The sequence below is a fragment of the Ferroacidibacillus organovorans genome (assembly GCF_001516615.1).
Classification (GTDB): domain Bacteria; phylum Bacillota; class Bacilli; order Alicyclobacillales; family SLC66; genus Ferroacidibacillus; species Ferroacidibacillus ferrooxidans_B.
On record NZ_LPVJ01000009.1, the window covers coordinates 217,834 to 238,460 of the forward strand.

The 20,627-nt window shown below is 52.3% G+C and carries 21 protein-coding genes; 1 reads left to right on the forward strand and 20 read right to left on the reverse strand.

Features of this window, described 5'->3' with window-relative positions; all coding sequences use genetic code 11:
• Positions 1-175: 175 nt before the first annotated feature.
• From ATW55_RS16440 to surE, 10 genes are all read right to left on the reverse strand, one after another.
• Positions 176-316, reverse strand: coding sequence for a hypothetical protein (locus ATW55_RS16440; protein WP_162839387.1), 141 nt, complete (start codon positions 314-316; stop codon positions 176-178).
• Positions 317-436: 120 nt separating this feature from the next.
• Positions 437-1,696, reverse strand: coding sequence for a glutamate-5-semialdehyde dehydrogenase (locus tag ATW55_RS04100; RefSeq protein WP_067712769.1), 1,260 nt, complete (start codon positions 1,694-1,696; stop codon positions 437-439).
• Complete coding sequence (gene proB, locus ATW55_RS04105; RefSeq protein ID WP_067712772.1) at positions 1,693-2,793, reverse strand: glutamate 5-kinase; 1,101 nt, start codon at positions 2,791-2,793, stop codon at positions 1,693-1,695. Before proB ends, ATW55_RS04100 begins: the two co-directional genes overlap by 4 nt.
• Before the next feature lie 108 nt (positions 2,794-2,901).
• Complete coding sequence (locus ATW55_RS04110) at positions 2,902-3,639, reverse strand: DnaD domain protein (RefSeq protein ID WP_067712775.1); 738 nt, start codon at positions 3,637-3,639, stop codon at positions 2,902-2,904.
• Positions 3,640-3,730: 91 nt separating this feature from the next.
• Positions 3,731-5,053 (reverse strand): asparagine--tRNA ligase, encoded by a 1,323-nt coding sequence (gene asnS / locus ATW55_RS04115; RefSeq protein WP_423742946.1) that lies wholly within the window; start codon positions 5,051-5,053, stop codon positions 3,731-3,733.
• 111 nt (positions 5,054-5,164) lie between these two features.
• Positions 5,165-6,652, reverse strand: coding sequence for an AAA family ATPase (locus ATW55_RS04120; protein WP_067712778.1), 1,488 nt, complete (start codon positions 6,650-6,652; stop codon positions 5,165-5,167).
• A complete protein-coding gene (locus ATW55_RS04125) occupies positions 6,649-7,176 on the reverse strand; it encodes a hypothetical protein (RefSeq protein WP_067712782.1) in 528 nt (175 codons plus the stop codon). The genes ATW55_RS04120 and ATW55_RS04125 overlap by 4 nt, the downstream gene beginning before the upstream one ends.
• Before the next feature lie 182 nt (positions 7,177-7,358).
• On the reverse strand, positions 7,359-7,883 hold the full coding sequence (locus tag ATW55_RS04130) for a hypothetical protein (RefSeq protein ID WP_067712785.1): 525 nt from the start codon (positions 7,881-7,883) through the stop codon (positions 7,359-7,361).
• Complete coding sequence (locus ATW55_RS15685; protein WP_082685524.1) at positions 7,880-8,056, reverse strand: YpmA family protein; 177 nt, start codon at positions 8,054-8,056, stop codon at positions 7,880-7,882. Before ATW55_RS15685 ends, ATW55_RS04130 begins: the two co-directional genes overlap by 4 nt.
• A gap of 12 nt (positions 8,057-8,068) precedes the next feature.
• Positions 8,069-8,833 carry a 5'/3'-nucleotidase SurE gene (surE, locus tag ATW55_RS04135; protein WP_067712788.1) on the reverse strand — a complete coding sequence of 255 codons (765 nt, stop codon included), beginning with the start codon at positions 8,831-8,833 and terminating at the stop codon, positions 8,069-8,071.
• 103 nt (positions 8,834-8,936) lie between these two features.
• On the opposite strand from surE, the gene ATW55_RS16985 reads away from it, so the two are divergent.
• A complete protein-coding gene (locus tag ATW55_RS16985) occupies positions 8,937-9,071 on the forward strand; it encodes a hypothetical protein (RefSeq protein ID WP_268753359.1) in 135 nt (44 codons plus the stop codon).
• Here the strand turns inward: ATW55_RS16985 and ATW55_RS04140 are convergent.
• The 10 genes from ATW55_RS04140 to mgsA form a co-directional block, all read right to left on the reverse strand.
• Positions 9,066-10,394 carry an amidohydrolase gene (locus ATW55_RS04140; protein ID WP_067712791.1) on the reverse strand — a complete coding sequence of 443 codons (1,329 nt, stop codon included), beginning with the start codon at positions 10,392-10,394 and terminating at the stop codon, positions 9,066-9,068. The two genes, ATW55_RS16985 and ATW55_RS04140, sit on opposite strands and share 6 nt — an antisense overlap.
• Positions 10,395-10,409: 15 nt before the next feature.
• Positions 10,410-11,195, reverse strand: coding sequence for an S-methyl-5'-thioadenosine phosphorylase (gene mtnP, locus ATW55_RS04145; protein WP_067712794.1), 786 nt, complete (start codon positions 11,193-11,195; stop codon positions 10,410-10,412).
• Positions 11,196-11,269: 74 nt separating this feature from the next.
• The gene (locus ATW55_RS04150) at positions 11,270-12,106 is read right to left on the reverse strand and encodes a hypothetical protein (protein WP_067712797.1); all 837 of its coding nucleotides are present in this window, start codon (positions 12,104-12,106) and stop codon (positions 11,270-11,272) included.
• A 3-nt stretch (positions 12,107-12,109) separates the two neighbouring features.
• Complete coding sequence (locus ATW55_RS04155) at positions 12,110-14,833, reverse strand: ATP-dependent DNA helicase (protein ID WP_067712800.1); 2,724 nt, start codon at positions 14,831-14,833, stop codon at positions 12,110-12,112.
• A gap of 118 nt (positions 14,834-14,951) precedes the next feature.
• Positions 14,952-16,352, reverse strand: a complete 1,401-nt coding sequence (locus ATW55_RS04160; protein WP_067712803.1) for a tetratricopeptide repeat protein — start codon at positions 16,350-16,352, stop codon at positions 14,952-14,954.
• 113 nt (positions 16,353-16,465) lie between these two features.
• The gene (panC, locus tag ATW55_RS04165) at positions 16,466-17,308 is read right to left on the reverse strand and encodes a pantoate--beta-alanine ligase (RefSeq protein ID WP_336433209.1); all 843 of its coding nucleotides are present in this window, start codon (positions 17,306-17,308) and stop codon (positions 16,466-16,468) included.
• Positions 17,295-18,170 carry a 3-methyl-2-oxobutanoate hydroxymethyltransferase gene (panB, locus tag ATW55_RS04170; RefSeq protein WP_067712810.1) on the reverse strand — a complete coding sequence of 292 codons (876 nt, stop codon included), beginning with the start codon at positions 18,168-18,170 and terminating at the stop codon, positions 17,295-17,297. Before panB ends, panC begins: the two co-directional genes overlap by 14 nt.
• 24 nt (positions 18,171-18,194) lie before the next feature.
• Positions 18,195-19,025: a biotin--[acetyl-CoA-carboxylase] ligase gene (locus tag ATW55_RS04175; protein WP_067712813.1), complete on the reverse strand. Its 831-nt coding sequence runs from the start codon at positions 19,023-19,025 to the stop codon at positions 18,195-18,197.
• A gap of 6 nt (positions 19,026-19,031) precedes the next feature.
• Positions 19,032-20,186 carry an N-acetyl-alpha-D-glucosaminyl L-malate synthase BshA gene (gene bshA, locus ATW55_RS04180; protein WP_067712816.1) on the reverse strand — a complete coding sequence of 385 codons (1,155 nt, stop codon included), beginning with the start codon at positions 20,184-20,186 and terminating at the stop codon, positions 19,032-19,034.
• Positions 20,183-20,611 carry a methylglyoxal synthase gene (mgsA, locus tag ATW55_RS04185; RefSeq protein WP_067712819.1) on the reverse strand — a complete coding sequence of 143 codons (429 nt, stop codon included), beginning with the start codon at positions 20,609-20,611 and terminating at the stop codon, positions 20,183-20,185. The genes bshA and mgsA overlap by 4 nt, the downstream gene beginning before the upstream one ends.
• Between the last annotated feature and the right edge of the window lie 16 nt (positions 20,612-20,627).

A 20,627-nucleotide genomic window follows, 5' to 3' on the forward strand; every position in this document is an offset into this window, starting at 1 on the left:
GGCTAATTCTAGCAACAATCTTCCAGTTGGAATGTGATCTATGTCACAAACATGTAGTAATTGAGGAAATTGTGACCAAGATATTTCTGTTTCGGATGCAACCGTTGACAATAAACGATAAAAAAGTGGCACGACGCATCTGCGTCGTGCCACACATGAGTACAACTATTGTAAATTAGTAGACGCCTACGCCAGCACCTGCGCCCACGCCAACGCCTGTTCCATATCCGTACGTAGGTACAAACAGGAAGAACAGAACGAAAATGATAAGAAACACGACAGCCCAGCGTGTATAACCGCCAAAAACTCCGTACATCGTTGATTTCCTCCTTTGCGCTTTGATAGTACAGCGTATGAGAAGAAATCCATTTAGGTCTTAGGGCAAATAACCCGTATTCTCGATAAATCGCACCAGGGTTTTTTCCAGGCTTTTTTGTCACAATCGCGTTTGACCTTGTCCGTGGATTTGGTACTGATAACTTGTAAGCTCGCGAAGTCCCATTGGGCCGCGGGCATGCATCTTCTGTGTTGAGATTCCAATTTCTGCACCGAATCCAAACTCAAATCCATCCGTAAATCGCGTGGAAGCGTTGTGATACACGGCTGCTGCATCCACATTCGCTAAAAAGAAATCAGCGCGTTCAGAGTCTTCCGTCACGATGGCTTCAGAATGGTTTGTTCCGTAGGTTTCGATATGAGCGATTGCCTCTGCCATCGAGTTGACAACCCGCACGGCCAGGATGTCGTCAAGAAATTCTTCGCGATAGTCACTCTCTGTCGCCCGTTTGATCGCTTTAAACTTCTCAATAAATCGATCGTATGAAACATTGCACAGTCGAAGCTCAACCTGCGCGGCTGTCAAGTCGCTCAAAATTTGCGGGAGGATCGTATCCATGCAGGCACGATGAAGAAGCAGCGTCTCTGCGGCGTTGCAGACAGATGGGCGAGAGCATTTTGCGTTATGAACGATTGCGATCGCCATTTCTGGATTTGCAAATCGGTCAATATAGATGTGGCAATTCCCAACGCCCGTTTCGATAACGGGCACGCGTGCAGTCTCAACAACGCGCTTGATCAAGGCGGCTCCGCCTCTTGGAATCGCCAGATCGACTAACCCGCGAAGTCCCAGCAGAGCGTCAATGCTTTTTCGATCTGGATCATCGACAAATTGGATGGCTTCACTTGGAACGGATGTGTTTTGAAGTGCGCGCCTCATCGTCTGAATCAGCGCCTTGTTTGTCTTTTGTGCTTCAGTTCCACCGCGCAGTACGACAGCATTTCCTGATTTGAGTGCGAGGACTGCCGCATCCACAGTGACATTTGGCCGCGCTTCGTAAATGATGGCGATCACGCCAAAAGGAACGCGCACTTTTTCAATTCTCATTCCGTTTGCATGATCAATCTGTTCCATGCATTCACCCACCGGATCTTGGAGCGCGGCGACGTGGTGTACGCCTTTGATAATCTCTTGCAGACGCGCTTCATGGAGGGTCAATCGATCAATACGGTGAGGTGGCGCGCTGTTTTTTTGTGCCTGCAAAACATCGCGTTGATTCGCTTCAAAAAGTGTGTCGCGCTCCTGCTCCAAGGCGTATGCGATCGCCTTTAGCGCATCGTTTTTTTGCTCAGGCGTGCAGCGTCGCAAGATTCGAGCCGCCTGTTTTGCAGTGTGTGCCAGTTCCCGTACGTCACTCACTGTGGCTCACTCCATTCGTCGGTAAACAAAACGAGATGATTGCGATGAATCACTTCTACCTGTGCGGAGGATTTGCGCTCAAGAAGCAAGGCGATGTCACGCGCGGCATAATTTGTTCTCCCTCGCCCAATCGGCTTCCCTCCGGCTCGCACATCAATCACAGCGCCTGTTTCAAAGTTCCCCTCGACGCAGAGAATACCTGGCATGAGCAGGCTCGCCTTTTTATGGATCAGCGCATCGCGAGCGCCTTGGTCAATGTCAACTCGCCCCATGGAGCGAGAAGAATGCTTTAGCCACGCGCGTTTTGCGTCAAGACTCGGGGATTGGGAGGAAAAACGGGTTCCGAATTGATCGCTCGTCAACAATTCGAGCAGGTGATCCGCATGTCGAATATCTGCGATGACGGCCTCAATTCCTGCTGAAGTGACAATCTGTGCGGCTGCCAGTTTGGTTTTCATCCCGCCTGTGCCGGACGTTGATCCTGCCTGCCCTGCGCGCATGAGGATGTATTTGTCAATTCGATCTACGCGCGCGATGCGCTCTGCACGCGAGTCAATCCGCGGATCAGATGTGTACAACCCATCACAATCTGTCAGTAAGACCATGGCGTCAGCTTCTGTCAAGAGACTCACTTGTGCCGCGAGAGAGTCGTTATCTCCGAGCCTTATTTCATCGACTGAAACAGAGTCATTCTCATTCACGATCGGTATGACATGATGTGTGAGCAGGGTTTCAAACGTATTTCGCACATGGAGATAGCGACGTCGGTCATCAAGGTCAGAGCGAGTCAACAGAATCTGCGCGATGTGCTGACCGTAGCGATCGAACTGTGTCTGATAAAGAGAGAGCAACTTCCCCTGCCCCACGGCGGCTGCCGCCTGCTTTTCCGGCATTGTCATTGTGGAGCGGGACCAGCCAAGGATTCCAAGACCCGCCCCTACCGCGCCTGAAGACACGAGTACGATGCGCGCATTGGATTCACGTTTGAACCTCATCAACGCATCGACGACATGCTGGAGTTTAGCGGGGTTCAAAATACCCTGTTCATCAGTCAGACTGCTCGTTCCAACCTTTACGACGACACGCTTCCATCTCATAGAGATCAGCACCCTACCTTAATCGTACAATCTATCTTGAAAAAATGGCGCGACCGCTTCTTTTTTCGCGCAGACGGCGGCGCGAGACGCCATGCTACCGTCTATCTGTTATTTTGTTGTATCGGTACGCGCGACGGACGTCTCTTCGCGATTCTCAAACAACTCATAGAATCGCTTGTATTTGCCAGTCTGAACGGCCGGAACTGCGCGCGGTGTCGATTTTGTCGTTTGCGGTGATCTCTGCGCGGTACGCTCTTTTTCTGGCTCTGAGCGCTTTCGGTATGTTTTTCGATATTCGCTCAACTGTTTTTCGCTTTTGATGTTTGCTCGCGCCCAGCCTCGCAAAATCGTGTCAACATAGCGAAAGTTAAACACGCCAGACAGGACGGATTCGCGAAGCGCCTCTATGATCAGCCACTCTTTATACCCATCTTCATTGAGCCAGCGCGTGATCTGTTCATATTCCAGCGGAGACAGCAAACGGCCAAATTCTTGCTCGAATCGAGTAAAAATTGCGAGAGATGCTTCTTCTTCCTGATGCATCCCAATCATTCGCTCAAGGAGTGGCCGAATGCTGATCATGCGCTCCACATACTGAATATGCCCCTCCACAATCAGTCGTTGAATCGTGACGGCGATCTCATCCGCCGTGAGACTCATTCGCTCTGCAAGACGATCGAGATCGGGAAATGCGTGATCGATCTGCTGATAAGATAGAATATGGATAATCACCATCATATCGATGTCCGATAAGCCCAAAGCATTGTAGGTTTTTAGCAATTCATAGGGAAAATTGACATGACGTTGCTCCAAGGCACTGAGCGCTTGATCCAAAAATTTTTTCATCGCTTGCGCCCCTTCCTTAAGCAAGTATACCATTCTCCCATGCATTCTGGGATTCTTCTTTGGAGAGTATGTTAAAAGGATGCCTTCCCCTTTAGGGATAGAGGCGATACAGCAGACGTGGAAACGGGATGGTTTCGCGGACGTGTTCAAGACCGCAGATCCAGGCAACAGTGCGTTCGAGTCCAAGTCCAAACCCTGAATGTGGCACGGAGCCGTACGTTCTTAAGTCTAGGTACCAGGCGTAGGCATCTTTTGGCAGGTCATGTTCTTCAAACCGTTTTAAGAGCAGTTCAGGATCATCAATACGCTGTGAACCACCAATAATTTCACCATACCCCTCAGGAGCCAACAGATCTGCACAAAGGACAACCTCCGGGCGATTCGGGTCTGGCTTCATGTAGAATGCCTTCAGTGAGGTAGGATAGCGTTCGATAAAGACAGGTCGATCATACGCCTCGGCAATTTTTGTCTCATCCGGTGCGCCAAAGTCGTCTCCCCACGTGAATTCTTGGCCTGTCGATTGTAAAAATGTGACCGCTTCGTCGTATGAAATACGCGGAAAAGGCGCTTTGACTCGCTCCAGTTTTGAGATGTCGCGTCCAATGACGAGCAGTTCTTGCTCACAATGAGTCAAAACATGATCGACAATCGCGCAGATCAACGCTTCTTGAATGGCGACACTCTCATCATGTTCTACATAGGCCATTTCCGGCTCGATCATCCAAAATTCGATAAGATGTCGACGTGTTTTGGATTTTTCGGCGCGAAAGGTAGGACCGAAGGAGTAGACACGGCCGAGCGCCATGGCAGCCGCTTCCATGTAGAGTTGTCCGCTCTGTGTTAAATACGCGTCTTCATCAAAGTAGGACGTGTGAAAAAGCGTGGTTGTCCCCTCGCACGAAGAAGGTGTGAGAATCGGTGGATCCACTTGAGTGAATCCTTGACGGTCTAGAAACTGGCGAATCGCGCGAATGATCTCTGCGCGGATCTTTAAGATCGCGCGCTGTCTTGGCGCGCGCAGCCAGAGGTGGCGATGATCCATTAGGAAATCAACGCCGTGTTCTTTGGGGGTGATGGGATAATCATGTGTCAGCGCGACTAGTTCAAGATCTTTGATCTGAAGCTCAATACCATCTTTTGCACGCTGGTCAGGCTGCACAACGCCGTGAACGATGATGGAACTCTCTTGGGTCAAGGATTGAGCCAACGTGAAGACGTCGTCAGATCCATCCCCTTTTGCGAGTACACCCTGGACAAAACCACTTCCGTCGCGAAGTTTTAAAAAGATGATTTTTCCAGAAGATCTTTTTTGATGCAGCCACCCTTTGATCGTTATTGTATCTCCTAAATGATCACGCAAATCTGCGATGCGAATCACTGCCAACAGAATCGTCTCCTCTACATACTCACTCACATATCCTTGCTTATTTTACAATGGACAATGACAACCGTCTAGAAACGAGCGCAACAAAAAGAACGCAGCCATACACGCTGCGCCCATGGTTTTAGTGCCTTATAAATCAGATTACTGACCGCTTGCCGCTTCCAGTTCGGCGCGCTGTAAAAGCCATACGCGAAACTCGCTGCCATCCATGCTCTCACATTCCACCACATGGCGCGCAAACGACTCGAGTTCGTTCGCGTAGGGGTCGAGCACTTCTTTTGTCCGTTTTTCAATCGATGCCAATATAAAACGAACTTCTTCATCAAGAATGTTTTCGGGCAAATGCTCTTCTGCCACAATTCCGATTCGACTCAGTCCACACATCACTTCCGTTTTAGCCAGTCGACTCGCTTGAACAAAGTCGTTTTGCGCGCCTGTCGAGCGATTGTTGAAGATCAGCTCTTCTGCGATCGCTCCGCCTAGCGCCACGACGATCTGTTGATCGAGTTGTTCCTTCGTGTAGAGATAAGAATCTGCCTCTGGAATCTGTCGCACGAAGCCGAGCGCATTGCCGCGCGGTGCAATTGTAATGTGAGAGACAGAACCTTTGCGCATCGTTTCAGAGGCGATCGCATGCCCCAATTCGTGGACAGCTACACGCAACAACTCGTCTTCAGTCGGTATGCGCCCGGTCTTTTCACCCATGAGCACCTTGTCGACGGCATCGCGGAAATAAGACTGGCGAATTGTCGGCGCATTTTCACGCAGCGCGATAATCGCCGCCTCATTGCATAGACTCTCTAACTGTGCGCCAGAGAAACCATACGTCTCACGCGCGATGTGTTCAAGATCCACATCCGCGTCGAGTGGTTTGTCGCTCGCCTGGATGCGTAAGATGTGAAGACGCCCCTCACGATCGGGCAGGTCCACGCGGATCTGGCGGTCAAACCGTCCCGGGCGCAAAAGTGCACTGTCCAAGATGTCAGAACGGTTGGTCGCGGCAATCACGAGCACCATCGGTGTCTGCGTTGTCTGCATGCCATCCATTTCGGTGAGGAGCTGGTTGAGCGTCTGGTCGTACTCCTGGTGACTGTGCATCCCCCGCCGACCGCCGACGACGTCAATTTCATCGATAAAGACAATCGCGCTCTCTTTGCCTTCTTTTTTTGCACTCATGCGGGCCTTGCGAAACAATTCGCGCACGCGTTGCGCACCGACGCCGACATACATTTCGACGAACTCACTCCCGGACGCCGAGACAAACGCTGAGTCAGTATAGGTCGCGGCAGCCTTGGCCATCATCGTTTTTCCCGTTCCCGGCGGCCCTGTCAAAAGAATGCCTTTTAGCGGGCGTATGCCTAGCTTGCGGATTTTATCGCGATAGCGAAGAAAATCGAGCGCCTCCATCAACTCGCGCTTTGCGTGTTCCTGCCCGCCGATATGCTCGAAATTGACCTGATGGCGAATCGCCGTCTCTTTCGATCCGGTCGGTGCGACTTGACGTCTGCCCATCAACGTATAAAATGCAAAACCGAGACCGACGATAAAGAGGAGCGGCAAGATTTGAATGCCGAGCAACTCCAAAAAAATAACGAGTGCAATTCCGGCGCCAATTAACCATTCTTTCATAGACCGCTCGCCCCCGAGAATTTTGTGGAGTACGGCACAATGGCATAGAGATATGACGAACCCTGTTGGAACTGAAGGAATACATCGGACGCATTCATTGTGATGCGCGCTTGAACGTGCAATTTTGCAGCTGACGCTTGCAGATTCGCGATCATGGTCGTGTACATGCCGTGAGCAAGGCCTTGGTACAAAATCGGTTGCAGTGTTTCATAATCGCGATAAAGCGTCGCAGTGCGATGGTCTTTTAACACAATTTGATAAGGTGTGCCAATTGAAGATGAAACGATGGACTGCAACTGATCATACGTTGTTTGAAGGTCACTCACCAGTCCGAGCTTTATGACGATCACGGGTGCGCTTCCGGTCAAGTCGATGGATGCAGATTGCACGGATGCGATATGTGTGAGCTGTGATTTCAGTGGCTGGACGAGATCGTACGTGCGATAGATTTGGAAACCGCCAAAAAGAAGCGCAAATGTCAAAATCAGCGCAGAGACGGTGGGCACGATCCGAATGCGTGACATGCATACGCCCCCCTTTTAGCGCTGGAATACTCGAAGCTGCAGATACGACCTAAAAACATCTGTAAAATCGCGATCCGTGCAACAACGAAACTAGTAGCAGTATAGCATGAGACGATCATTTGCACGATGCGCAATCTCGTCCAAACTCGCACACTTCTTCCATATCACTCGGACATCTTTGATCACGCAAGATAAGGATGGTTGACCGTTGCGGTTGCGTGCCAAAGAAGCGCGCCAGTGTACGCGTTGACATACGCAAACGCGTAGCGGCCATCTGGCGTTTTTGCCGAAACGAAATAGATCGCATTCGTTTGTTTCAGATACGGTTCGACGCGACAGTAGCCAAGAGAAACCGTCAGCACTGACAAAGGATGGATCCCTATTGCGGTGAGCGCTTGAACCGCCCTTTTTGGTGCGATCAGTGAATTCGCATAGACGGGGATGGTCGCGTTGCCATAAACAAAGACGTCAAGTGGTCTCCCCATTGCGTCTACACCATATACGGTTTGTGACAATGCACCGCCCGTGAACCATTTGACGGCCGTAACGCGCGAAAGCGCCGTGTGGTTTAGTGCGAGTTGCGCCGCCCGCACGTTCGGGCTGTCTACAGCGGATAGCCTGGGGTATATCCAGGCCACGGCAGAGGCAGCGCAAAGCATGACGAGTACAAAGAAACCGACGAATCCCCATATGATCGATCGTTTCATTCGTGCGCTCGGTAAATCGTAACAGTGTATTTTCCTTCTTCAACTTTTGATTTGGAGAGGCCAAAAATGACATCCAAATCCTTCAGTGTGCGATTAAGGAAATCAATCAATTGGTACAAGTCATCTGAGATCGCGACGTCTTTGGTCGCAAGAATCATATCGGCGCGTTCCATCAAGCTGCCCCTTCAAAGTTGAAATGGCCATGATTTGAGTGTATCAACCATCTCTGAATTTGTAAATTGAAGATGAACGGGCGTCACACTCACATAGCCTCGTTCAACACTGTACACATCTGTGTCAGGTTCATTCTCGATTTGAACAACCTGTCCCGCCTGCCAGTAATAGGTTCTTCCCAAGGGATCAACCCTTTTTTCATACGCATTTTTGTATCTGAGAATTCCTGTTTTGGTGACGCGTATGCCTTTTAGCGTTTCGCGCGACCCCGGAGGAATATTCACGTTGAGATAGACATCATGCGGCAGTTTCTGATGATGGAATAGATCGACAAGCCCTAAACCGATCTGCACACTCGCGGTAAAATCAAACGGTTCATCAATCAAAGACATCGCGATCGCAGGAATGCCGTGCATGACTGCTTCTGACGCTGCAGAAGCGGTGCCCGAGTACACAATGTCCATGCCCAGGTTGGCGCCGTGGTTTATCCCGCTTAACACAAGGTCTGGTGGATTCTTTTCACAAAGTGCGCCGAGCGCCAGTTTGACACAGTCGGCGGGCGTACCGTTGACCGCGTAGCCTTCGATTCCGTGTGGAAGCGTTACAGATTTTGCGTGCATCGGCTTATGCAGCGTTATGGAGTGGCTCGATGCGCTCTGTTGGCGATCTGGCGCGACGACAGTCACACGGTGCCGTTTTGTCTCTGCCAGCGCTGTGGCAAGTGCGCGAATCCCATGTGCGTAAATTCCGTCATCGTTTGTAATCAACAAATGCATGTAGGCGTTCCTCTTTCAACGTGTGGTGGTAGATGATGCTCTCATGGCGATGCGTTTCGCGGTGATACTATCCTTATTACCATACGTGAGAGGATGATCGCGCATGAGCGAACGCATCACATCGACAGATCCTGACGTTTCTGATGATCGCATGCCTGACGCGCTTTTTGATACGCATTATGAAGCGCGCGAGGATGTCATCACGCTCTACCGCTCCGTCTGGAACTGGTTATCATGAATGAGCCGAAAACGATGTGTCCGTGTGAAATTTGGCGCCTACGCGCTCTGCCTCAAAGCGCACCTTTTCTTGGTCGATCGTCATAAATTCGCGGTTGCGATAAAGCGCTCGTCCCGCGACGAACACATCCGTCACGTCACATCCCGACGAGCTGTACACGGCGTGTGCGAGCAGCCTGTGGCGCGGAACATAGCGCGGACTGGTAAGATCAAGCAGGATCAAATCGGCTGGCGCGTCGACGCACAGCGTGCCAAGATTGGGATGAATCCGCTCATCCAAAAACAACGCCTTGACGCCTTGTGAGGTTGCCATGGATAGTGCGGTGCCAGCGTCAATGGCCGTCGCATTTTCATGGGTACCTTTATGCAATAGTGCCGCCAGACGCAACTCTTCAAAAAGATCAAGTTTGTTATTGCTCGCAGCGCCATCCGTGCCAAGACCGACAATAATTCCTCTTTCTCTCATGGCGAGCAGCGGTGCGATGCCGCTTCCCAGCTTCAAGTTGCTCCCTGGGTTGTGTGCAACGCGCACACCGCGCTCTGCGAGAATATCCAGATCTTTTTCATCCGCGTGCACAACGTGCGCTGCGGTGACAGGAAAAGCAAAAAAACCGAGTTGGTGTAAATAGGCAATAGGTGACACGCCGTGCTCACGCAGGCTATCTAAAACTTCCTTGCGCGTCTCAGATACGTGAATTTGCAGTGGCGCATCAAGTTTTTCGGCGAGCGCCATCACTTCTTTTAGCGTATCTGCAGTGCATGTGTAAGGCGCGTGCGGCGCGAGATCAATCGATATTCTCCCGCCTCCTGCTCCATGATACGCCTGATAAAGTGCTTCTGCCTCTTTTAGCGCAAGCCCTGCGCCATCGCCGGAAACGATTCCCCGTCCGAGCACTGCGCGCATTCCTGATGACAAGACAGCTTCTGCGACCGTATCCATCGAAAAATACATGTCCGTAAACGTTGTCGTCCCCGTCTCAATCATCTCTAGCATGGCGAGTTGTGCGCCAAGGTGGATGTCTTCCGGGGAAAGTTTTGCCTCGGCTGGCCAAATGCGGTCATTGAGCCATGCATGCAGTGGCATATCATCTGCGAAACCGCGCAAAAGAGACATCGCCGCATGTCCGTGCACGTTCACAAGACCCGGCATCGCGAGACGATTCGTTCCATCGATCGTCTGATCAAAATCACTGCGCGAGTGGGGGCAATCGCCAGGACCGATCTCAGCGATGCGATCCCCGTGTATGACGATATATCCTTTTTCGGCTTCGCGACCCGTGCCATCAAGGTATTGGGTCGAGTGGATCAAAATTTTCAATGTCATTCCCCCCTCCCCACTTTACGCATTCATGGATTGTGCAGCCGTCTGACAAGCACATGAAGCACTGTGGTCCGGCGCGAGCAGTGTGTGAAAAAAGAGATCGCGAATGCGGTGGACATTGTTTGCCATCACGTCGAGCACCTCTTGGTGTGTCAGTACATCTCCCGTGATTCCGCTGCAGTAGTTTGTCACCATTGCGACAGACGCATAGCACATGCCGAGTTCCTTTGCGAGCACAACCTCCGGGACCGCAGTCATGCCGACGACGTCCCCGCCCATCCTGTCAAACATACGGATCTCAGCCGGCGTCTCAAAACGAGGTCCCTCTGTGCAGACATAAGTTCCCCCATAAACCACTGGCAGTTCCTTTTCTTCGGCAGACTTGGCAAGTTTTTTTCGCAGTCTGCCACAAAACGGATCGGTCATGTCGACATGAGTGACAGGGCGTCCGTCTTCAAAAAACGTAAGCGGCCGAGATTTCGTAAAATCCAAAAATTGGTCGACGATGACAAGGGATCCCGGCAAAAGGTTTTTGTGCACGCTTCCGACAGCCGCGGTGGCATAAATTTCTGTGACCCCAAGTGCACGCAGCGCGTAGAGATTCGCGCGATACGGGATTTGGTGCGGCGCAAGATGGTGACCTTCTCCGTGGCGCGGCAAGAAAACGACAGGCTCGCCGCTGTATTCACCGATTGTGCAAACTGCATTTCCGTAGGGTGTATCGATCGTGTGTTGTTGGTGGTCTTTCAGACGCTTTGGATCATAGACGCCTGTTCCTCCGATGATTGCCTTTTTTGCGTTCAAATGTTCATCCCCCTGCCAGTCCCTTTTTCCCTCCTAGTCTACCACAGGCATGTACCCGCAGACACCGCGGACGATCAAGAATGTACGATCTGGGAGCGGCTCATGGGCAGAATGAGATGATGGAGATCGATTGTAAGAACCAATGGGTTTCTTTTGGTGACCCGGTACACATCTCCCCAGTGCTCCCTGAGGCGTTCGATCAGCGCTCCTGTATCAGTGTTTTTTGCCGATCCTTCATCAAGGACAATGCGCGCGCTCGGATCAAGAACGTCCAGCAGTTTTTGATCTCGCGCGTGCGGAAAGATGGATGGCTGCAGGATCAAGATGTCCGGGTCATCCGGCCAAGGGTGTGGACTCATCTGCGTCGGCAGCAAGAGTCCGATCGTAAAAGAGCGATAGGAAACGCGCAGGAGACCTGTGTGAACATGTGTTTTGCCATCTGCCGTTTGCAATGGATGAAGCGATAGCGTAAAGCCGTTTGCCAAAGTATAGATTTTGCGGGAATCGACGGCTGTGATCTGCCGGTCTTCAGCTTGACGCACTGGCATTTGATAAACGGCAAGCAGTCGATGGCACCTCATTTTTTGCCTGATGGAAAAAAGCACGCCTTGCCATTTGGCGGTGCAAAAAGAAGCGGGAATCGCATAGACGACCAGTGTGCGCGCATCTTGCGAGGATTGGGGAACGGTCACTTGCGCGAGCAGACGCTTGGCGAGTATGCCGACGCTTGAAAAAGGCAAAAAGAGCACGGTACCGCCGCTTTCCGCCGTCAAAGTCATAAGCGGATAAGGGGCGGCTTGCACCGTGAGAGTCGCGATGATCTGTCGCGTGTCTTCTTTTGCGACGGCGAGATTAGCAGATGAGAGCAGAAAACCAAACGTGATGAGCATTGCCGCCACGGTTTTGATCATTGCTCACCTCGCCATAAAATACTTGCGCGCCTGCCCGATCAATTCAGATAGTGAACCGCGTGCGATGGTCGGATTTGGCAGCGCCTTTAAAAAGATTGAGCCATACGGTTTATCGGCGATCCGTCGATCCAGTACGAAAACTGCGCCTTGATCGCTTGTAGAGCGGATCAAGCGGCCAAATCCTTGCGTGAAGCGAATGACAGCCTGTGGTGTCTGATAGACGACAAACGGGTTTAATCCCTGTTTTTTGATGTGCTCGGAGCGCGCCTGGATCACTGGGTGTGAAGGGACGGCAAAAGGAAGTTTCACGATGACCATACAACTCAGCGCGCTGCCGGGAATGTCAATTCCCTCCCAAAAGCTTTGCACTCCGAATAAGACGGCGCGCTCTGATGCGCGAAACTGTTCAATCAACGCGTGGCGCTGTGTTCCCTCCCGCCCTTGCGTCAAGAGGTCCAAACGCTTCTGTTCCAAGTTTGCCCGAACCAATCGATCACATTCGACCATCATCTGATAAGACGTGAATAAAACCAGTGTGCGCCCCTTTGCCGCGTCGACGATCGACTCAATGGAGCGCGCCGTATACGTCAAATGGGCAGGATCATCGACTGCGGGTCCGTCGTTTGGCAGACAGAGAAGCACATTTGCCCGGTAATCAAAGGGCGAAGCCGCGACCATGGTTTTAACGCGTGCCGGAGGATCGACGAGCGCCAGGCCAGTTTGATTGAGAAAGTACTGAAATGTTCCACCGCTGCGAAGTGTGGCTGAGGTCGCAATCACTGCGCGTTTGACTGCAAAGAGATGATCAAACAACAGGTGGCGCACAGAGAGTGGGGCGATCGAAAACGTCAAATCCGTCCCATGCGGGCGCCTTGACGCAGTCACCCAGGAGACAAACGCGTCCTCGCCTTTTTGCAGCAACAGCACATCGGCGACGACTTCCAGCGCGTGAAGCCACTCTGTCCCGCGACCAAAAACATCTTGCATGCGACCGTAGAGCATTTCATCGAGATCTTCGCTCGGGGAGAGGTTATCGTATTGGCGAAGGGCTGCCTCAAGCCCGCTGCGCGTGTCGCCAAGTGCCAACACAGATTGGGTGAGCGGCGCGTAGGAAGGCGATAACAGCAAGTCCTTTGTGATGCGCTGTTCTGCCTCGTCGCGGTGGAATACATTTTTGGCGTGCAAAACCACGTCACGAAACGCATCCACTGCTTGGCGCATGCTGTCTTGCAGGCGTGTCAAGACACTGAGATAGGGCGTGCTTTCTGTGTGGCCTGACGATTCGCGAACGCGCAGACTTTGCAGCAGATCGGGGATGCCGCCGCGGGATGCGTTTAGCCGCTCATACATCCGACGGATTTCCCGTTCGCTCACTTCAGCGCCAAAGTGTTGTGTCGCGAGTTCTTCAAGGTGATGCGCTTCATCAAGTATGAGGTAGTCATATCCAGGAAGAACGCGATGGTCTGTGCGGATGTCGGACAACACAAGTGCGTGATTGGTAATTACCACTGCGGCGGAAGCGGCCTTTTGACGTGCGCGATAGTAGTAGCAGTGGCGGAAAAATGGACAGGAGCGCGCGATGCAGCTTTCGGTTTCACTTTGCACTTCGCGCCATAGATGGCCGTGTTCGGCGCTTAGCGATAGTTCTTCGCGGTCACCCGTCTCGGTATGTGTAACCCATGTCGCCGTTTGCAGCGCAAAAGTGAGATCGTCCTCGCGCCGTGAAGGTATTTCGCGGATGACATGGGCCGCCTTGCGCAGACAGAGATACTGATTGCGACCTTTCATGACAGTGACGCTGATCTCCTGATCGATGGCCTGCAGTGCGTTTACGGCGTCTTTTTCAATCAATTGTTTTTGCAGCGCGAGCGTATGCGTGGACACGACAACTCGCCTACCGCCCTGTGCCGCAAACAGAAGACTTGGAATTAGGTAGGCGAGCGATTTTCCCGTTCCTGTACCCGCCTCTGCGACGACATGCTCGTCGTTTTGCAGTCCATGCGCGATAGCTCGCAGCATCGCTCTTTGCGATGGGCGAGATTCATACGAAAATGTGTGGAGCGCGGGCAAACGTTCTGAAAGGATGACTTCTGCCTGATCTGCGAGGGATTCTTCTTCACGCTTTGTTGTGTTCTCATCTTCGCGCTCAAAAGCGCGTTCAATCGGTTCTAGATTGCGAAATGAAAGACCTTGTATCATTTTTTGTGCAAAGCGCGCTGTGCGCAAGATTCTTGCATCTGCGATGTGGGCAAACCATTCCCGCTCAGCAGCTGTGCGCGCGTTTTTGCTGTATAAGGCAAATGTTGACTCAGGGAGCGAAGCGAGCGCATCGGCAATCGCCACGTGCGACATGCCCTTTTGTGGTTTTCTAGAAAGATGTGCAACACCCGATAGAGCGTGCTTGATCCAAGATAGATCAATGACTTGATCAAACGGTAAAAAGGTGAGCCCCGCCTCTTTCAGGATGGTGCCGAGTTGCGCATGCGCATTTTTGTACGATGAAAAAAAGACAGGACGATCACCGATAACAGAGACCATTTTTTCCCATAGCGAAGAAAGATCGACAGACTGCTCGATCGGTTTCACGTGGTAGAGTCGCTTTGTTTTGTCATACTTTGCGCCGATTGTAAGTGTGCGCGGCGCTTCGTGTGGTACTTCGAACAACGCAAGGGTGGGAATCATGGAGCGCTTTATGTCCCACGCGTATGCGATCTGATAATTGGACAACGTGGCCCTCCTGCTAGCAACTTCCTTCAAATCTGAAGATGACTCATTCAGTATCTGAGAAATGGATGGCGCCTGTCAATGGCAGAACGCCATTTAAGCCGCAGGAGCGGTGCCTATCCTATGGGGTAATCATGTGTCCTGAAGGAAGTGTATGTGCCTTTAAAAGTGCGTGGGCGGCGCGCAGGGATGGACGCAGTGAGAGGGCAACCCGCAGATTGCGAAGTCCTTGCTGTGTGTCACCGCGTTTAAGATGAACTCGCCCAAGTTCATACATCAAATCTGCGCGTTCATTTGCGGCGGCGCGCAAAAGCGCATGGCTGAGCTGTTTTAGGGCAGCTGCAAAATCACCTTTTTCTGTGAAGGCGCGCGCCATGCCTGTCGCGTGCAGTACGTTGATTTCAGCATCCGGACGAACCGATTGAAACACACGCAGCGCTTGACTCCAGTCTTTTTTTGCCATGTATGCGAAACCAAGATGAAGCGTGGCCTGTGCGTGATCTCGCTGCACTGTCAACAAAGCCTTGAGTCGCGCGCATGCCGCGTCAGGCTGATTGCGCAGGAGGTCGATCTTTGATAGCCCGATCATCGCGTCTGGCCATGTAGGTGCAAAATGACGCGCCTTTGAAAAATGCGCCTGCGCTTCTTGCAAGCGTCTGAGCCGAAGCGAAAGAAAGCCGATTTCAATATCGAGCTGCGGCTCTTTTCTCCCTAGTGATCGGGCGTGAATCAACGCGTTTCGCGCGTCGTTTAGGCGTCCGAGTCCAACGCAGGAATTGCCGATGATGCGCCAGGCCAAGCCGTCTGCCTCATCGATTGATACAGCGTTTCGCGCACAGTGCAGCGCCTCACCCCACTGTTTTGCGTGAGCGTGGCATACCGCAAGATTGACCCATGTGTCACATGCCTTCGGACGTGCTACAACCACATCGGTCAATTCGCGAATCGCTTCAGGAATGCGTCTTGCGCGAACGTAGAGTTCCGCCTGCGCATCTTTTGCCGCGGCGATCAGGAGTGGATCGGAGACCGTGCTCTTGAAATGCGCGAGGTGCGCCTCTGCGTTTGGCACATCATTTTGAGCAATGCAGCTATAGATAAGAAACAGCCGCGCAACATTCAGGAGAGGATCACTTTCCAGCACTTGTTCAAAGACGCGACGAGAGTCTTCAAACATCAGCAGTTCAAAATAACCCATACCTCTGCGAAATAGCTTGAGTCCATCTTCGCTGGTGAGCGCGCTTCCCATGTCTTTCGCCAATTCAAAAACGTGTTCTTCTTCTGGGTCTCCCACGTTTTGCTCTGAGGCAGCAACCGGTGTTGCCTCAGTTTCTTTATCGCGCAGCAGCGCCTCAATTTCTTCATCGCGCGCAACCCACCAAGCGAGCATGTGCCGTTCAAAGGTTTGATATGCGCGAAGTGTGCGGCAAAGCGCCGCACGCTTTGTGTCGTCCGCTTCTTTCATGGCTTGTGAAATTCGCGTGATTTCTTCTTTAAAACGCCTGCAATCTTCCTCAAACATCATAGAGACACCGCCTCTTGCGCGTGGAATCGTGATACGTCCAATGTGCGCGAAGGGGTGTCCCCTTATTCAAGGCGGTGTCTTTCATGTGGATCGGTGAATTGACTGCGTTTTGATTAGGAAGAGATATGCCATTCAAGGTTGTCGATCAACCTTGTCTTTCCTATGTAAATCGCACCGGCAATCAGGCACTCCCCCTGCGTGGGTGCGCAAATCAGCGGCGTCAATTTTTCATTGTCATAAACGTTTAGATAGTCAATACGAAAGCCGGATTGCTCCAGTTTTGCGCGCCCTTTTTCAAGATGGTCTGCTACGGGTTTTCCTGGGGAAAGTGCCTTGTGCAGTTCGCGCAGGGTCTTGTTGAAAAGTGGCGCGCGCGCGCGTTCTTCTGCAGTCAAATAAACATTTCGCGAGCTGCGCGCAAGTCCGTCTGCTTCGCGCACAATCTCGCACGGAACAATTTCGACAGGCATCGAGAGATCTGTGACCATCCGTTTTAGGATTCGCCACTGTTGCGCGTCTTTTTTTCCAAAATAAGCGCGCGTCGGTTGTACCAAATGAAAGAGCTTGGAAACGACCGTACAGACTCCGTCAAAGTGCCCTTTGCGGCTCGCCCCGCAGAGATGATCGCCGAGTTCTCGCACGTGAACCGTTGTAAGGACAGGCTCGGTTCCGTACATCTCTGTTACCGTCGGCGTAAATACTTGATCGACGCCAAGAGATGCACAGATCTCAAGATCGCGTTCAATGTCGCGCGGATAGCGGTCAAAATCTTCATGGGGCGCGAATTGAAGCGGATTGACAAAGATGGAAACAATCACCGTGTCATTCTCTGCGCGCGCGCGCTGTATGAGAGACGCGTGGCCTTCATGCAAAAAACCCATGGTTGGAACAAAACCGATTGACATGTGTTGGGGATGCGCCTCTTTCAAATCCTTTACGGTTTCAATCCGTTTCACGCAAAGAGCCCCTTTCCTTGCCGCCATAAAGTTGATCAAGTTCATCGACGTGAATTTCATACGTGTACTGGGCGCTCGGAAACGCGCCTAGCTTGACCTCATCTCTGTAGGCAACAAGTGCGCTGTGCACCACCTCGTGAAGCGCCGCATACGATTTGACAAATTTGGCAGTGTCTTGACCATGCATGCCCAACAAATCGTGATACACCAAAACCTGTCCTGAGCACGCAGCGCCGGCGCCGATGCCGATGGTGGGAATGACGAGTTGCTCTGTCACGAGCGCGCCCACATCGTTTGGCACGCACTCGAGTACCACCATGAAAGCACCTGCTGCTTCAAGTGCGCGCGCATCATCAAGCAGCCGCTGTGCCGCCTTTTTATCGCGTCCTTGAACGCGGTAGCCACCGAGATTCAATACAGCCTGTGGGGTTAATCCAAGGTGCGCGCAAACGGGGATTCCAGCGCGGATCAAAACCTCCACATGCGGCAGGATCTCGCGCCCACCTTCAAGTTTCAATCCGTCGACGTGCGCCTCTTGCATGACGCGCATCGCATTTTTTAGTGACTCCTGTGGATCGCCGTGGTACGTGGCAAATGGAAGATCGACGAGCACCATCGTGTTTTGCGCTCCGCGGCGAACCGCTTTTGCGTGATGGATCATCTCATCGAGTGTCACCGGGATGGTTGTCTCATACCCGAGCATCACCATGCCGACCGAATCGCCGACCAAGATGACATCCATCAAAGCGTCCTCAGCCATGCGGGCTTGATTCGCGTCATAGGCAGTAACCATCGCGATTTTTTCGCCTTTTTGTTTCATCGCGCGCAGTGTTCGCGTTGTGTGACGTGCAGAACGTGCCATGGTTTTTAACCCCCTCACTCATCATTAAGGTGAAGTTCTCATCCTTTCAAGCGGCGCGGTTTCGACGATTTCTCCGCTGAAAAGCGCATGGCGATTTCCTGTGCGGTCGCGCATAAAAAGCGTCCCGTGTTCGTCGATCGCTTCCGCGACGCCTTCTAAAACCGTGTTTCCGTGCACTGCGCGCACGTGTTTGCCAAGCGTCTCACACGAAGCGCGATACGCGTCGACGCGATCGCCAAAGCGAAGTCCTGCCGCCACATCGCGCTTTAGCAGCGTGAGCGCATGGATCAGGGCGCTGGCCAAACGGTTTCTATCCACCGTTTCGCCGAGTGTCTCAAAGGATGTGGCGCGGTTTTTGACATCCTCTGGCGTGCGCTCAAGATCTAAGCGCACATTGACGCCGATACCTGTGATCATCACGGCGCGGTCGGCAAGCTGACGCGCTTCTGTGAGAATGCCACACACCTTTTTTCCCTCGGCGAGAATATCGTTCGGCCACTTTACGGTGAGTTCACTATGGACTAACTCTGCCAGTGTGTCCCGCACGCACAGCGCAACCAAAAGCGGCCAGGCGTCAGGAATCACCACACCTTGAATCGCATGCGCATAAGAGAAGAAAAGCCCATTTCCCGGCTGAGAAATCCAGTTTCTCCCGCGCCTGCCCCGCCCCGCGGTCTGCTCCTCTGCGAGAATGGCAACCCATGATAGGTGATCGTGCAGCATCGTATCGCGCGCGATGTCATTGGTTGATGTCACAGATGGAAAAACGAGTACAGCGCCTTCGCGCAATGCGCGCCCGCCTTCTCTCATCCGTTTGAGATCGCGCTCGATCACGCTTGCGTCAAGCTTATCCATGCCTCGTTATGCACTCCCTTTTTCCGCTTCTTCCAGGCATTGAGAACTCTCGATCAAGCACTCATAAAGGCGTTCGTAGCCAGCGACGATTTCACTTGCCGAGAACTGCGCCGCGCGCGCGCGCGCCGCACGCGAATAAGCACTCCACAGACGATCATTTGTCAACAGTGCGCGCGCGTTTTTGGCCATGTCATCCACATCGCCAATCGGGGAGAGCAAACCAGTTTTTCCGTGTTCGACAACTTCTGGAATGCCACCTGCAAGCGATCCGATAACAGGTACGCCGCACGCCATGGCTTCAAGAGCGACTAAGCCAAAACTTTCTTTTTCCGACGGCAACAGCAGCAAATCGGCTGCAGAGAGAAGCGCCACCACTTCATCGCGTTTGCCAAGAAAGTGAATGTCGCGCGCCATGCCCATCTCCTCGCTCAAGCGCCACGCCGCGTCAAGATCCGGACCTTCTCCTATCAAGATCAGTTTGGCAGGAAGCGTTTCGCGCACCTTAAAAAACGTTTTTAGCACATCACTCACGCGTTTTACTGGACGAAAATTAGAAATATGCATGAGCACCTTTTCGCCGTTTGGCGAGAAGCGCTTTCGCCACTCATTTTTTGTCGACCTCTTATAGAGCTGGAGATCGACGAAATTGCTGATCTTGATCATTGACTGGCGCGGGCCAAACAGCTCAATGGTCTGTTCAATTAAACTGTTAGATACAGCCGTGACAAGATCGCTTCTTTCGATGCCAAGGCGGATCAGTCTGCGCAGGAGTGGATCTTCTGCAAGCACCGTGATGTCCGTTCCGTGCAGTGTGGTCACAATGCGCACAGGGTGATTGTAGAGCATCTCGCGCGCGAGAAACGCACACACGGCATAAGGCATGGCGTAATGGACGTGCAAGATCTGAAGGTCATAGTGTTTGATGACATCGGCCATCTTGGCGGCGAGTGCAAGATCTACTGGCGATGAGTGAAGCACAGGATAGCTTGCCGTCTCGACTTCGTGAATAAAGATGTTTTCCTGATACAGCCCGAGACGAAACGGGATCCCGGAAACGATAAAATGCACCTCGTGTCCGCGGGCTGCGAGCGCTTTTCCAAGCTCTGTGGCAACCGCCCCCGAACCGCCAAGCGTTGCGTAACAGCTTATGCCGATTCTCAACGCGCTTCTCCCTCCGCACGTTCCTGCTCTTCCTTGACTACGTCGCGCCACAGAAAATCTCCGCGCCAAAGCCCGCGTATGAGAATTTCTGCGGTTGCGACATTTGTGGCGACTGGGATTGCGTGCACGTCGCACAGCCGCAAAAGAGCAATGATGTCTGGTTCGTGCGGTTGCGCGAGTAGCGGGTCGCGCAGAAAAATCAGCAAATCCAATCGATTCTCGGCGATGAGCGCGCCGATCTGCTGGTCGCCGCCAAGCGGTCCGCTTTGAAAACGATGGATGTGCAGGTTCGTCGCTTCAAGAATGCGCTTGCCAGTCGTGCCTGTCGCGTACAATTCGTGACCTTGAAACAAGCGTTCATAGGCAATCGTAAAGTTGACGAGATCCTCTTTTTTTGCATCGTGGGCAACAAGCGCAATGCGCATTCTTTATGCCATCTCC

Coding starts and splice junctions, on each gene's coding strand:
- ATW55_RS16440 (WP_162839387.1), bottom strand. CDS start 316: ATGTACGGAGTTTTTGGCGGTTATACACGCTGGGCTGTCGTGTTTCTT.
- proB (WP_067712772.1), bottom strand. CDS start 2,793: ATGAGATGGAAGCGTGTCGTCGTAAAGGTTGGAACGAGCAGTCTGACT.
- ATW55_RS04110 (WP_067712775.1), bottom strand. CDS start 3,639: ATGAAAAAATTTTTGGATCAAGCGCTCAGTGCCTTGGAGCAACGTCAT.
- ATW55_RS04120 (WP_067712778.1), bottom strand. CDS start 6,652: ATGAAAGAATGGTTAATTGGCGCCGGAATTGCACTCGTTATTTTTTTG.
- ATW55_RS04125 (WP_067712782.1), bottom strand. CDS start 7,176: ATGTCACGCATTCGGATCGTGCCCACCGTCTCTGCGCTGATTTTGACA.
- ATW55_RS04130 (WP_067712785.1), bottom strand. CDS start 7,883: ATGAAACGATCGATCATATGGGGATTCGTCGGTTTCTTTGTACTCGTC.
- ATW55_RS15685 (WP_082685524.1), bottom strand. CDS start 8,056: ATGGAACGCGCCGATATGATTCTTGCGACCAAAGACGTCGCGATCTCA.
- surE (WP_067712788.1), bottom strand. CDS start 8,833: ATGCATTTGTTGATTACAAACGATGACGGAATTTACGCACATGGGATT.
- ATW55_RS16985 (WP_268753359.1), top strand. CDS start 8,937: ATGAGCGAACGCATCACATCGACAGATCCTGACGTTTCTGATGATCGC.
- ATW55_RS04140 (WP_067712791.1), bottom strand. CDS start 10,394: ATGACATTGAAAATTTTGATCCACTCGACCCAATACCTTGATGGCACG.
- ATW55_RS04150 (WP_067712797.1), bottom strand. CDS start 12,106: ATGATCAAAACCGTGGCGGCAATGCTCATCACGTTTGGTTTTCTGCTC.
- ATW55_RS04160 (WP_067712803.1), bottom strand. CDS start 16,352: ATGATGTTTGAGGAAGATTGCAGGCGTTTTAAAGAAGAAATCACGCGA.
- panB (WP_067712810.1), bottom strand. CDS start 18,170: ATGGCACGTTCTGCACGTCACACAACGCGAACACTGCGCGCGATGAAA.
- ATW55_RS04175 (WP_067712813.1), bottom strand. CDS start 19,025: ATGGATAAGCTTGACGCAAGCGTGATCGAGCGCGATCTCAAACGGATG.
- mgsA (WP_067712819.1), bottom strand. CDS start 20,611: ATGCGCATTGCGCTTGTTGCCCACGATGCAAAAAAAGAGGATCTCGTC.